This window comes from Planctobacterium sp. AWH2_060, from assembly GCF_056158425.1.
The window spans coordinates 1,553,774-1,567,484 of sequence record NZ_JBSWTG010000001.1; the positions used below are offsets into that span (position 1 = coordinate 1,553,774).

The following is a 13,711-nucleotide window of genomic DNA, read 5'->3' on the forward strand; positions in this document are numbered from 1 at the left end:
AAGCTAACTCAAATACCTACATCTGTAAAAATGAGAGTTGCATTGGCATTAAATCACTGCAGCCAACTCTGCCCCTTGTCGGATTGCCCGCTTAGCGTCCAGCTCAGCGGCAACATCGGCTCCACCGATAATATGTACTTTGACATCTGAAAGCTCAGCTAATTCCTTGTGAAACGCTTTAAAAGGTTCTTGTCCGGCACAAACAACCACATGGTCGACATCCAAAACCTGAGGTTGCTCATTGACCAAAATATGCAACCCTTGTTCATCGATTCGTTGATAGGTTACGCCAGGCATCATCTTCACGCCTTTTTGCTGCAAAGTGGCACGGTGGATCCAACCAGTGGTTTTTCCTAAGCCTTTACCCACTTTACTGGCTTTGCGTTGCAGCAGATAAATCTCTCTTTCACAGGGCTCATGCTCTGGTTGTGTCAGTGCTCCGCGCTCTTTGTAATCCTTGTCAATGCCCCAGTTCTTAAGCCATTTCTCCGGCTCAACCGTTAACGAGTGTTCCTCAGCGATAAACTCTGCCACATCAAAGCCTATCCCGCCGGCACCAATTATGGCCACTTTGCGACCTACCGGTTTGTTATCGCGCAACACATCAAGATAAGTCATCACTTTCTCGTGCTCTATCCCGGGAATATCCAGCTGTCTCGGCCTAATCCCCGTAGCCAGAACTACCTCGTTAAAGCCCCCCTGAGCGATACTTTCCGCAGTTTGCAAACTTCCCAAATGAACATTAACGCCGGCATCCTCAAGTCGATGTTTAAAGTAACGCAGGGTTTCATAAAATTCTTCTTTGCCAGGAATGCGCTTGGCATAGTTAAACTGACCGCCAATTTCTTCGGCCTTATCAAACAAGTGGACTTCATGGCCTCGCTCGGCGGCATAGCAAGAAAACGCCAATCCGGCTGGTCCTGCTCCCACAACCGCAATCTTTTTCTTGTGATTGGTCAGTGGGAAGTTTAATTCAGTTTCATATCCCGCACGTGGATTCACCAGACAGGAGGCGCGTTTACGCTGGAAAACGTGATCCAGGCAAGCCTGATTACAAGCAATACAGGTATTTATGCGATCGCCCCTACCTTGCTCAGCTTTATTGACAAAATCTGAGTCCGACAAAAAAGGTCTGGCCATAGACACCATATCCGCCTGACCACTGGCCAAAATTTGTTCCGCCACTTCTGGCGTATTGATGCGGTTTGTGGTGATCAATGGAATATTCACTTCACCTTTGAGTCGCTCTGTAACCCAGGTGAAAGCCGCTCTTGGCACGGAAGTAGAAATGGTGGGTACGCGAGCTTCATGCCAACCAATCCCGGTATTTATCAGAGTAGCCCCTGCCGCTTCAATCATCTTAGCCAGCGCTACGACTTCCTGCCAATTGCTGCCACCTTCCACCAGATCCAACATGGATAAGCGGAAAATGATAATAAAGTCGGTTCCCACTCTTTCCCGGACGGCCTTCACTGTTTCTACGGCAAATCGCGCGCGATTTTCAAAACTGCCACCCCATTCATCCTCGCGATGATTAGTTCTGGGGCACAGAAACTGATTTATCAAATACCCCTCAGAGCCCATAACTTCGACGCCATCATAGCCCGCCTCTTTAGCCATTAAGGCACTCTGACCATAATCCTTAATCGTTTGGCGTACACCTCTCGCCGACAATGCTTTTGGCTTGAATTGATTTATCGGAGCTTTTAATGCCGATGGGGCAACTGCAAACGGATGATAAGCGTATCTACCCGTATGCAGGATCTGCATACAAATCTTGCCGCCGTGTTCATGTACAGCTTGCGTTATTACCTTGTGTTTTTTGGCATGACTTTTTTTCGTCATGCGAGCCGCGAAAGGCATGACCCAACCTTGATAGTTAGGCGCAATTCCACCGGTAACGATCAATCCTGCGCCACCGGCAGCCCGCTCAGCATAAAAGGCGGCCATTTTTTCATGCCCTCCCTTCTCTTCTTCAAGACCGATGTGCATCGAGCCCATCAGGGTACGATTTTTAAGTTTTGTAAAGCCCAAATCAAGGGGTTCGAATAAGTGTGGGTAGTGAGGATTTTTATTCATAATTAACTGGTCTTACCTGTATTTCAAAACAGTGTATCGAATCTGACAAGCTTAACAACATAAAAAATTACATTTCACATTGTGTTATTGTTTTGACATTAGGTACGATTATAGACAGTTGTTTAATTTAGAGAGAATTATGTCTAGAGACAGAAGTTGGACTCAATCCTTTTTTACCGGCATATGGACACTATTAAATTTCCTCAGAAACTTAGTGTTTAATATTGTTTTTATTGGCCTGGTGGTGCTTGTGGTTGCCGCATTGATGTCTGATGATGGGAAAATTAGCGTCCCCAAAGACTCCGCATTAGTCCTTAACCTATACGGTGATGTGGTTATCCAAAAACAATCGGTTGAGCCGTTTGACGAATTTATGCGAGAGGCGTTTGATCAACGCGAAGAAAACCCCGAAGTCTTACTCCGTGATATTCTGCTGACTATCGAAAATGCCAGACAGGATAATCGCATTAAAGCCATGGTATTGGACCTGCACGGTATGGGTAATGCCGGCATGGATAAGCTAAAACAAATCGCCATGGCCATAGAAGACTTTAAACAGGCAGATAAACCGGTATATGCCGTTGGCGATTTTTACACCCAGGGTCAATATTACCTGGCGAGTCATGCCGACCACCTCTATCTGAACCCGATGGGCTTTATGTTCCTGGACGGTTTTGGCCGCTATCAGACCTATTTCAAATCCGCTTTAGAAAAACTCAAAGCTAAAACCCATGTGTTTCGGGTGGGTACTTTTAAATCCGCAGTTGAACCGGTATTGCGCGATGATATGTCTGAAGAAGCAAAGCAAGCCAACGAAGCCTGGCTGAATAGCCTCTGGACTCAATACAAGCAAGACATCGCCTCTGCGCGAGGCTTCAGCGTTGAAAACTTTGACGAACAAATCAGCGACTTTATGCAAAAGTTTGAAAGTGCCGGTGGTGATTTTGCGCAGTACGCTTTGCAAAATAATTGGGTTGATGCGCTAAAGACTCGAGAAGAAGTGCGACTGGAGTTGGTGGAATTAGTTGGCAAAGATAGCTCTCAGAAAGGTTATGCCAATATTGGCTTTGAGCAATATCTGCAAGTGGTGAAGCCTGTCGTCTTGATGAATAACGGTACAGATAAGGTTGGCATAGTCGTCGCCAAGGGCACCATTTTAAATGGTAACCAAAAAGCTGGTACTATCGGCGGGGACAGCACAGCCCGCCTGTTGAGAAAAGCGCGCCTCGATGACTCTATCAAAGCAGTAGTGCTGCAAGTTGACTCTCCTGGCGGCAGTGCCTTCGCTTCCGAAGTTATTCGCCAGGAAGTAAAATTATTGCAACAAGCTGGCAAACCTGTGGTAGCGTCAATGAGTTCCATGGCCGCTTCAGGAGGCTATTGGATATCTGCCAGCGCAGATGAAATCTGGGCCGCCCCCTCCACGATTACCGGCTCTATCGGCATATTTGGTATGTTCCTGACCTACGAAGACACCCTGGAATGGCTGGGCATTCATACCGATGGCGTAGGCACAACTGAGTTTTCCGGAGCGTTTTCTCCTGCCAGAACTCTCAATCCTGCTATTGGCAATATCTTCCAACGCAGTATCGAGCACGGGTATGAGCAATTTATCGAACTCGTTTCTGACTCCCGCAACCTGTCTCTTGAGCGCGTTGATGAAATAGCTCAGGGACGGGTTTGGATTGGTGAAACAGCAAAAACACTGGGCCTGGTGGATCAGCTTGGTTATTTACACGATGCGGTGCAATCTGCAGCCCAATTAGCCAATATGGAACGCTATGATATCCAGTATGTTGAACGCACACTTACAGCTTCGGAGCTATTCTGGAAAGAACTGTTTGGCAGTAGCTCATCATTGATTGCCAAAGCAATTACGGTAGACAGTGACAATCGTTTAATGAATATGATGCAACAGCTTGTAAGTGATTATGAAAAAATTGGGCGTCTGAACGATCCCAAAGGCATGTATGCTCTGTGCATCATGTGCGATTACTAACAACTAACAGTAGCCAGGGAAGGTATTTGTCCTTGATTAGTAACGGGCACAGATTGTACAAAAAAAGTACTTTAAATTTGATGACAGTTGGTGATATTATCATCAACGGTTAACGTATTATCAATTCTCTTTTACCGGGCAGTGAAGCCCGGTTTTTTCTTTCAATCTGCTGACTTTTCTTGTTTAAAAGCCTTAACCCCACTTATCTTCGATGGCATAATTCAGCAGCTTCTTATCCTTAATCAAGATCTCATCATGCAAAAGAAAAGAATATATGTGGCCTACACAGGTGGCACCATTGGTATGCAACCATCCAGTAAAGGTTACGTGCCGGTAAAAGGCTTTTTGGCAGATACCGTCGCCAAAATGCCAGAGTTTTACCGCAGTGAAATGCCAGAATTCATCATCCATGAATATGACTCGCTCATCGATTCTTCTGACATGGATCCGTCTCACTGGATGCAAATTGCCCAGGATATTCAGCAAAATTACCAGCAGTTTGATGGCTTTATTATCTTGCATGGTACCGACACCATGGCCTATACGGCGTCTGCGCTATCCTTTATGTTGGACAATCTGGATAAGCCTATCATTGTAACAGGTTCACAAATTCCACTGGCTGAGCTGCGCTCAGACGGTCAAACCAATTTATTAAACGCGCTCTATATTGCGGCCAACTTCCCTATTCCTGAAGTGTCCTTGTTTTTTAATAATAAATTACTGCGAGGCAACCGCAGTCGAAAGACGGATGCAGATGGCTTTGACGCTTTTACCTCCCCCAACTTCCCGGTGCTACTGCAGGCAGGTATCAACATTGAGGTTGTAGCCGGTAAAGTCTCTCTTCCAGAAGGTAAGCAGCTCACCGTCCAGCCAGTATCGCCACAACCAGTAGGCGTTATCACTTTGTATCCCGGTATCAGTGACAAGGTCATACACAATACCCTGATGCAGCCAGTGAAAGCCTTGATATTGTTGAGTTATGGGGTTGGTAACGCACCGCAAAACGAAGGCATTTTACGAGAGCTTAAAAGTGCCTATGAGAAGCAAATCATGGTGGTCAATTGCACCCAATGTATGCACGGTAAAGTCAACATGGAAGGTTATGCTACCGGCAAAGCATTGCAGCAAGTCGGTGTCGTATCAGGCATGGACATGACACCAGAAGCAGCACTAGCCAAATTACATTACCTGCTCAGTACTGGTTTAGATTTTGATCTTTCCAGAGAAAAAATGAGCAGTAATATCAAAGGGGAACTAACCGCCTGAGCGGTGTAGAAAAATCTGCAAGCATTTGCGCTTTCAGTATTTGCACAACAATAGAGCATCTGATCTGCCAACCAAACTGGTAATTGGCAGGTCAGGTGGCCAATTGATTGGTTTAATAGAGCTGTTTCTCAAATAGCAGTAGCTGTTTCCCTTCATGCACTTTTGTGCCGAACTGCTGATACCCAAGCTTTTTGTAGATATGCTGGCCTCTTTCATTAAAAGCAAAAACATCCAGCCAAATTCGCCTCGCACCTAAGTTGTCTTTACAGTATTCTTCCATTAACTTTATCGATTCTTGACCTATTCCACCGCCTTTTGAACTAACAACAACCCTGCGAAACTCTACATCTTGATTTGTTCCACAAGAAAGAATGAAAAATCCTTTAAGCACATCGTCTTTATAAATTGATAAGTAAAGAACATCTTCTTTGTTTATTTCAGACAAGTGCTTTTCTAAGGTGTGCGGAATTATAAATTTTGAAGCTTCATCTGAGCGTTCCATTTCTATGAAACGGGGAATTTCTGCCTCTAACGATTTTCTCAACTCAATCAATGTTATTTCCTTATTCCTCGTAACAGGACAGCCATCATAACTGTACTTCAGTACAGTTTCCAAACTCAATGATTTGTGCAAAATAGAAGCTTCATTCATCAAACTCAGGAAGAGTTAACATGCCAAAAGCCAGGAAGGCACAAATCTGCCTTGAAGATACACCCTATTACCACTGTGTTTCCCGTTGTGTGCGGCGAGCTTTCTTGTGTGGCGAAGACAAGTTAACCGGAACCAGTTACGAGCACCGTCGTCAGTGGGTTGAAGACCGTATTCACTTCTTATCTCAAATTTTTGCTATTGATGTCTGTGCCTATGCAGTGATGAGCAATCACACTCATCTGGTATTGCATATACATAAAGATTTATCTGACGGTTGGGATACCGAAGAAGTGATCCGCCGCTGGCACAGGCTCAGTAATGGCACCTTACTGAGTCATCAGTATTTGAATCCGGAACAACGAAAGCAGATGCACGAATCTCAGTTGTTCACGGTAGAGGAAACCGCAGACATATGGCGGCAACGGCTGACGGATATCAGCTGGTTTATGCGCTATTTAAATGAATACATAGCCAGAGAGGCTAACAAGGAAGACAAGTGTACCGGCAGATTCTGGGAGGGCAGATTCAAATCGCAGGCTTTGTTAGATGAAGCCGCGCTTGCAGCCTGTATGGCCTACGTGGATTTAAACCCCATCAGAGCCGGAATGGCTGAAACACCGGAAGGATCCGACCACACCAGCATTCAGTATCGTATCAATGCAGCCAAAGCCGGTAAAACCCCCAAATACCTGACACCTTTTGTCGGCAATATCAAAGAGGATATGTCACATGGTTTGCCATTCCATTTATCCGACTATCTGGAGCTGGTTGATATCACGGGCAGAGCTATCTTACCCAACAAACGTGGCTCAATTGAAGAATCAACACCAGCAATATTGGAACGTCTCAACCTCAAACCCGAGCAATGGCAGGAACTCACTACTCAATTTGAAGTCTGTTTTCATCACGCTGCTGGCAGTGAATCTTATCTTGAAGCCTATCGACATCGACACAAACTAAAACGACTCAGAGATAAAAACACAGCTATCCGATTATTTGGCTGAAAGTAAGTCCCGTAAATCCAATTTTTAGCAGAATTATCGCAAGGTAAGGCCCGATGCCGTTTCTTCTACCGGACCCAGAGTTTAAAAACCCAAACAATTCCAGCAACCGATAAAAATCAACGACTTATCCTAAAAATTTACCGCTAATTTCCTTTAAAACACGGAAATATAAAACCCGTCAAGAATAGTGCCTTGAATAATCTTAAGGTGGCAATCTTAAGGTGGCTGTCCTGTTTAGTTACGCCTAACAGGCGAAAAAGGCTTGGCTAAAATTAGGAACGAAGTGACGCAAGCCAAGCTTTTTGCGTCCTTTGTTGAGGCGTTTGTTATAAGCCGACTTTAGGCAGTTCTTTTGTGTTACTAAGCTCAAAATTAGTTAAGTTGAGCGTAGAACTAAGTGACTTACCATTTAATTGATAGATCATAAATAACTCGGTTTCAGATAACAGAGTATTGCCAATTAATTGTTCTACATCTTTTAGTATTTCTTTGTAACCTGAGCCATTAGGTTTGGAAATAGCAATAGTTGTTAAGTCACTTGGTGTAAGACGATTATCACTATTTGTGTCTAATTTTACTAAAGAATATAGAATAGCTAAGACAGGCTCTTTGGAGTTGTAATCTCCAATTCTTAACTGATTGGCAGTCTCGATAAGATAATTTGTGTGATCAAATAACCATTGATTTGAATTAGTTTCAGTATTTATGAAAAGGTAGTTTCGAGTGGAATTAGAAGATTTACTGAAATAACCACGGTTGAAGCTTTGATCAGAGTTTAATGGAATCATAAGTGTTTTATGGCTAGATAGATTCGTTACATGGCCAAGCCTCCAACTTTCCTTTACTTCTCCTGTTTCTTCGACATTAACAATATTTTGAGTGTTTCGCTCTCTCGTCACATCTTTGAATATTTGGTACATAGCAAACAAAAGTACACCGATTGCTAGCATACCCGCTACTGAAATTAGTAAGCCATTAAAACGCCATACTAATTTAAAAAATTTATTTTCTTCCATGCTCAATACTCTAAAGGCTTATAACGGTTAATTTAAAAGGCGATTACTTGCTGGCTATACTACCCGAAGAATGAGGGGAAGCCAGCGAGTAAGCGTCCAAGTTTAAAATTTTTTGTTAGAGGGCAAGCACATCTTTATAGTATGAAATCACTCTATTATTTTTTGTATCGATAATAACAGGCTTCCAAGTACCGTCTTCATTTATTACAACATCAGCGGTTTCCGAGTGCCTGAATTCGTACACACCATTTGCTTCTGCGTAGAAAGCTAAACGAACCGTATTTGAGCTGGCATTTCCTGTTGCCAATGCAACATCAATCGAATGAGCACCTTTTTGAAGATGTATTTCAAAGCCCTTTGTACATACGGGACCAGTACAATCAGGTCTGTTGGAGGGGAACTTTTCATCAATAGCAGTCACATCGACATGGTATGGACCTCTTAAAACTGCAGAATTTGAAGTTTTATCCCCATAGCTATGGATTGTTGAGGAGCAAGCAAACAAAAATGGTAAGACTAATGAAAGCAACACAAAACGCATAAATTTAAGGCCCTCTAACTGCTCGGTTAAACGGCAAAATGGAGCTGGCTATACTACCCGAAGAATGAGGGGGAGCCAGCGAGATTTTGTCCGAATTGCACCGTTTGTTAGCCCTTTAACGATACTTACGCGGCTTTGCCGCCTGCACCGAATAAAGCGCCGTTGTTAAAATTTACCCCTACCTTAAAACAACCATTGCCAAAACAGCAACCGGAATTTTGCCTGCTTGTGTGAACTGTACTGCATGAGTGAAGAGTGTGTGTATTTATGAAATGGGTAGGTGTGGCGCGGATGTAACCTGGAAACAACTGGCTGCTGGCGATGGAATGCAGCTGCCATAAGTTGCCGCGATACCTGCCAAAAACTTTTTCTTAAGACCGGGGCTAACGGCCTCGGTTAAACGGCAAAATATTGCTGGCTATACTACCCGAAGAATGAGGGGGAGCCAGCGAGATTTTGTCCGATTTGCACCGTTTGTTAGCCCTTTAACGATACTTACGCGGCTTTGCCGCCCGCACCGAATAAAGCGCTGTTGTTAAAATTTACCCCTACCTTAAAACAACCATTGCCAAAACAGCAACCAGAAAGTGCCATGTTTTTGTGAACTGCACTGCATGAGTGAAGAGTGTGTGTATTTATGAAATGGGCAGGTGCTGCACTGAAATAACCTGGAAACAACTGGCTGCTGGCGATGGAATGCTGGTACCATCAGTTGCCGCAGTACCAGCGAAAAACTTTTTCTTAAGACTGGGGGCTAACGGTTAATTTAAAGGGCGGTTACTTGCTGGCTATACTACCCGAAGAATGAGGGGAAGCCAGCAAGTAAGCGTCCAATTTTAAAATTTTTTGTTAGCTACCATTATTTGCGATAGCTACTTTTTTGAAACGCCAATAAAGCCCTGTGCAAACTGCACATAATAGCCAGAAGACAATATTGAACAAAAAGCTGCCACTGAGAAAGTGACCACCACTCCAATAGCAATATTCGAAAAATATTCTTGGAAACCCAGTTCTGCCGCAGCCATCCATTGCCACATCGGGAATACTAAATACATATTGACCGAAGTGAATCAATGAAAAGTAAAGAGTGCACCTAATAAACCCGCTTATAAATCTCGACTGAAAAATCCTGTTCACTCAAAATCCTTGATGGTAGCTAACGCCCCACTAAGGGGCAGTAATACGTAGGCTAAAATCAGAAGCGAAGCGACAGAGCCTACGTGTTACTGTCCCAGCGAGCGAAGCGAGAGCCTTTAGTGGTTTGTTAGTAGCCATTACTCCGATAAGACCTTGCCATAGCCAACTATTATAGCCCCTTGCCCAATGTCCCACTTAAAACCTGATACAAAGAGTCTCTCATCTTGTTTAGGAGCGTAGAAAGAGCAAATAGCTCGGCACGATTCCCCCGGTTTTAACCATTCACAGTCGAGAAAGTCAATTTGACCAATAACAGTATATTGTTTATTACGAATCCAGTGGTTTGGTCTAATACCTGTTCTATACCCATTAAATTCGAGTGTTGAATCCGAATCCAGTCCGAATTCAATAAGCCTTTCAAAACTGATGAACTCAATATCTTCCATGGCTACTAACTATTATTAGACGAACAAAGTTCGTGTTAAAACACGAACTTAATTCGTCTAACCTGCAATGTCAATTTCCGGCGCTTCTCTGAAAGCCTTTTACTAAGCCAGTTGTACGCCGAACCAACTCTTCTACTGCTAGCGAAATACGAACTTGTGTCGTCTAACAAACAAGGTAAAAGCTGTATGTATTTTGCGCCTATAGAATGTTGAGTTTTTTCTATTAAAAGCCCTACTTTTTATTGGTTTATTTGAATTTTTTGTGAATTTAAAGTAAGCCAAAAGAGCCATCTAAATCATCCCCCCATTTTAAAACCTTAATAAGATGTTAGAAACCAGAACAAAAGGCCCTTTCGCGAAATAAGCCAAAAGAACAGGTAACACCTGGCGATAGGCAAGAGGAATGAATTTGTAGGGCTGGTTGAACATGGACGCAGTGAATGCCGATTATGCGGCACTCACTGCATCCCTTTAGTTCAAATCGAATCTACGCGAATAAACCCTCTAGTCGGGGCAGTAATTTAACATCAGATTCGGATAATGGTCCCAGAGCGATCCAGGTTCTTAAAATTTCATCATGATCCAGGTTAATTCCCTCCTGAAGTTTCAATGCCATCAATTGCAATTGCAACTGCTTGCGTTCAGCACTGTCTACTTCGGGTGATGCTTTATCCTGCAACAATTCCAGTAAGATCAGCAATTGGTGACGGTTAAACTCACTGAGTTCGTGTTCCACCAGACTGGCTGTGTGGAATGCCTGACGCCAGTAATTGGGAAGCTCAGACGCACTGGCTGGCACTTCAGTTTGCTGCCAATTTGCCAATGCCGAAAATACCGCCCGGTATTGCTCAATCCGCTGACTATCGCCCAAATAAAGCAGCTTTTCTTCCAGCTCAGATTTGATTTTCTGGGCCAGTTTAAAAACATCACTATTGAGTTTTCGGGGTAACGTCTGCACTTCCTGAATAAGAGACAGTAGTTCTTTGTTGAGAAACTCTTCAACCTCTTGTTTGCTGGCTGATGCCCCGAGAGCTTGCTGTGTTTCTGTTAAACGCGCTTCGATTTCAGAAAGGCGGGTTTTGGCCGCGTCATTCTGTTCGTTGATAGCGTCATCTCGTCTGGCAAAGATCTTGTCATTAATGGCTCTGAAATCGGCCCACAATTTATTCTCTAAGCGTTGTCCAGCAAACTCAATTCGCTTCCACTCTTGTTGTATTTTCTTAGCAGATTCTGTGGCTTCTTTGAGGTCTTCCAGGGTTAACAGTGCCTCTGCTTTTTGCAACAAGCTTTGTTTTAATTGCGCGTTGTCCTGATAAAACTGATTTACTCTTTCTTTAATCGGATTTACAACTTGCTGATAGCGGGCATTAAGTGATTCTAGGTCTTTATAGTCCACCGCCCCAACCTGTTTCCAGGCAGTTTGCATCTGGCGCAAGGCTTTGCTCAACTCAACCACATTATCAGCAGATTGACTTTGCTCCAGCTCATCCAGCAGTTTTTGTTTCTGTTGCAGGTTGTCCAGGCGCTGTTTTTCCTGCTCAGCGTAAAACTCCCGACAAGGCTTAAACGCTTCTTCACAAGCCAGATTAAATGCATTGTTTAGCACTTCATCGGTTTCATTAGCTACAACGCCAAGCGCGTTCCATTCTTTTCTGAGATCCTTGACTCGTTCAGCCTGAGTTTCCGGATCCAGCGGATTGAGTACGAGTTGCTCTATTTCTTTCAGCAATTCGGGTTTGCGCGGTGTCGCGATATAAGCCTGCCAATCTTGCAGGTTTTCGATCTGCTGTTTAACTTTATCAAACTGGCGGTTTAATCTGCTTTGTTGCGCTTCGGGTAAGTTGGCAAAATCCAGCTTAACCTGTTCGTAGCTGCGCATCGCATTTTTAAATCTGCCCTGGCTAATGGCCCGCTCTATGCCATTGAGTTTGCCCCGTACTCTGGAAGTGCGCTCCTGAAGTTCATTGCGCAATTGTTTTAACGCCTTTTTCCACTCTTTCTGGCATTCCGACCATTGCTGTTTAATTGTCTTCGGCCAAATGGAGCTGAACCCGGAAGTAATATCATTCCAACGCTCTGCTGTTTCATTGAGATACATCTGAGCAGCGTCAATCTGACTGACATCATCGGGCAGAGTTAAATTATTAAACTGCTGTATCAGCTCTTCAGCTTGCTTAAGCGACTGTTGCAGAGCAGGTAACGAGTCCAGGCTGGTTCGGCTGGTCATCAATTTATTGACCAGCTCTTCAATGCCTCTGCGCTCGGCATCTGTTAACTTTGCCGAGAGCATTTCGTTGAGGTCCTGCTCAGCCTGACTAATCTGTTCGTTGAAAGATTCAAGCTCGCCGAGGGTAATCTCCGCGGCATGAGTCAATAAGGCATTTTCCACCTGTGAAAGCACATTTTCACAGCGCTCTGAGGCAGATTTCAGAGCAGCACTGGTTCGGGCCAATTCCTGCTGAACATCCCAATCGCCTTGTAAGCGCTGTGATTTAGCATTCAGCTTTTGCTCAATTTCCTGAAATTTCTCGTTGAGAGATTGCTCAAGTTCAGTGGTAAAAACACTAAATTGCGACTTTTGTTGCTGAAACTCCTGTTGCAATTCCTGCCATGTCCGCTGAAATTTTTGGAAATCAGATTCTTCAGCTAATGCGAGCAGTTTAGACAGCGTTAACTTAACCTCTTTTTCTAACTGGATTGGGCGTTGTTTTTCAGCCTGAATCTTTTCCAATCGCAATCGGGCGTTTTCAGCCAGTTGCGGATCCTTTGCTTTTTTCGCAATCTTGGCTAACTCAGATTCGTCTTGCACATTAGAAAACAAGGCTTCCTGTAAATCCTTGTTGTTTGTGGTTAGCAAGGTGCGAAGTGTTAACTGAGGTTTATTTAACCTGTTCAGCACACTCAGATACATCTCCGTATCGCTGTCTTTTATCGCCTGCTTTTGCAACAGCGTTTCTAACAGTGAATTGTTTTTGCATTCTTTGATAAATGCAGTGCGTGCCTGCTCACTAATAACGATGTCATTGTTGCCCAGCAAAGCGTCTTCTACCTTGCTTCTGGCATGTTTACCCAGGCGTTCATCTTTGGCGATTTCCATCATCTTCCACCAAAGATCAAAATTATTGAGCTTGTTTAAGGCCGCTACACTGACGCGATTGTCGCTGTCATTAAACGCCAGCTCATGTAAAACCGATTTGTGCTGCGATTCTTCTGCGGAGAGTGCACCAATGGCCTGAATGCGTACCAATGGATCCTTGTGCTTGTATTTAGGTTGAAAAAGTTTGCTAAAAATCATTTTGCTTAAACCGCGCAATATCGTTTTGTGAGTTAAATTGTTGTTTAAATTCTTGCTTTGACAGGTGCACGATTTCACCAGCTTCGTTTACCGTCATGTGCTCTTTACTGGCAAGCACCTTTGATTGATAAATCATTATGGCTTGCATGCAGGTATTTTTTTGCTCTTCTGACAAGGGCTTGCCATCTAACCATTTACCGGTTTCAACCGACTGGCGCAGCCGCTCGTATATCTCCGGTGTCATTGCTCTGAGAAGTGATTCTGGTGTCATAACCG

General features: G+C 43.9%; 11 protein-coding genes. 3 read left to right on the forward strand and 8 right to left on the reverse strand.

From position 1 onward, the window contains the following. Nucleotides 1–48 precede the first annotated feature (48 nt). Nucleotides 49–2,079, reverse strand: a complete 2,031-nt coding sequence (locus ACXAD8_RS06840) for an oxidoreductase (RefSeq protein WP_475226505.1) — start codon at nucleotides 2,077–2,079, stop codon at nucleotides 49–51. Between the two features lie 139 nt (nucleotides 2,080–2,218). Here ACXAD8_RS06840 and sppA point away from each other — a divergent pair, with 139 nt between their 5' ends. Beyond that, nucleotides 2,219–4,078, forward strand: coding sequence for a signal peptide peptidase SppA (gene sppA / locus ACXAD8_RS06845; protein ID WP_475226508.1), 1,860 nt, complete (start codon nucleotides 2,219–2,221; stop codon nucleotides 4,076–4,078). Between the two features lie 255 nt (nucleotides 4,079–4,333). Next, nucleotides 4,334–5,344, forward strand: a complete 1,011-nt coding sequence (gene ansA, locus ACXAD8_RS06850; protein ID WP_475226510.1) for an asparaginase — start codon at nucleotides 4,334–4,336, stop codon at nucleotides 5,342–5,344. A gap of 112 nt (nucleotides 5,345–5,456) precedes the next feature. On the opposite strand, the gene ACXAD8_RS06855 is transcribed toward ansA, so the two are convergent. Next, on the reverse strand, nucleotides 5,457–5,996 hold the full coding sequence (locus ACXAD8_RS06855; protein WP_475226512.1) for a GNAT family N-acetyltransferase: 540 nt from the start codon (nucleotides 5,994–5,996) through the stop codon (nucleotides 5,457–5,459). A 20-nt stretch (nucleotides 5,997–6,016) separates the two neighbouring features. On the opposite strand from ACXAD8_RS06855, the gene ACXAD8_RS06860 reads away from it, so the two are divergent. After that, nucleotides 6,017–7,000 (forward strand): transposase, encoded by a 984-nt coding sequence (locus tag ACXAD8_RS06860; protein WP_475226515.1) that lies wholly within the window; start codon nucleotides 6,017–6,019, stop codon nucleotides 6,998–7,000. A 326-nt stretch (nucleotides 7,001–7,326) separates the two neighbouring features. Here ACXAD8_RS06860 and ACXAD8_RS06865 read toward each other — a convergent pair whose 3' ends face one another. The 6 genes from ACXAD8_RS06865 to ACXAD8_RS06890 all read right to left on the reverse strand — a co-directional run bounded on the left by ACXAD8_RS06865 (nucleotide 7,327) and on the right by ACXAD8_RS06890 (nucleotide 13,706). Beyond that, a complete protein-coding gene (locus ACXAD8_RS06865) occupies nucleotides 7,327–8,016 on the reverse strand; it encodes a hypothetical protein (protein WP_475226516.1) in 690 nt (229 codons plus the stop codon). A gap of 115 nt (nucleotides 8,017–8,131) precedes the next feature. Beyond that, complete coding sequence (locus ACXAD8_RS06870; RefSeq protein WP_475226518.1) at nucleotides 8,132–8,557, reverse strand: hypothetical protein; 426 nt, start codon at nucleotides 8,555–8,557, stop codon at nucleotides 8,132–8,134. An 872-nt stretch (nucleotides 8,558–9,429) separates the two neighbouring features. Next, on the reverse strand, nucleotides 9,430–9,582 hold the full coding sequence (locus tag ACXAD8_RS06875; RefSeq protein ID WP_475226519.1) for a hypothetical protein: 153 nt from the start codon (nucleotides 9,580–9,582) through the stop codon (nucleotides 9,430–9,432). 249 nt (nucleotides 9,583–9,831) lie between these two features. Beyond that, the gene (locus tag ACXAD8_RS06880; RefSeq protein WP_475226521.1) at nucleotides 9,832–10,140 is read right to left on the reverse strand and encodes a hypothetical protein; all 309 of its coding nucleotides are present in this window, start codon (nucleotides 10,138–10,140) and stop codon (nucleotides 9,832–9,834) included. Between the two features lie 487 nt (nucleotides 10,141–10,627). Beyond that, complete coding sequence (locus tag ACXAD8_RS06885) at nucleotides 10,628–13,435, reverse strand: DUF349 domain-containing protein (protein WP_475226523.1); 2,808 nt, start codon at nucleotides 13,433–13,435, stop codon at nucleotides 10,628–10,630. Further along, entirely contained in the window at nucleotides 13,425–13,706 is a 282-nt protein-coding gene (locus tag ACXAD8_RS06890; RefSeq protein WP_475226525.1) for a YeaC family protein, read from the reverse strand. The genes ACXAD8_RS06885 and ACXAD8_RS06890 overlap by 11 nt, the downstream gene beginning before the upstream one ends. Between the last annotated feature and the right edge of the window lie 5 nt (nucleotides 13,707–13,711).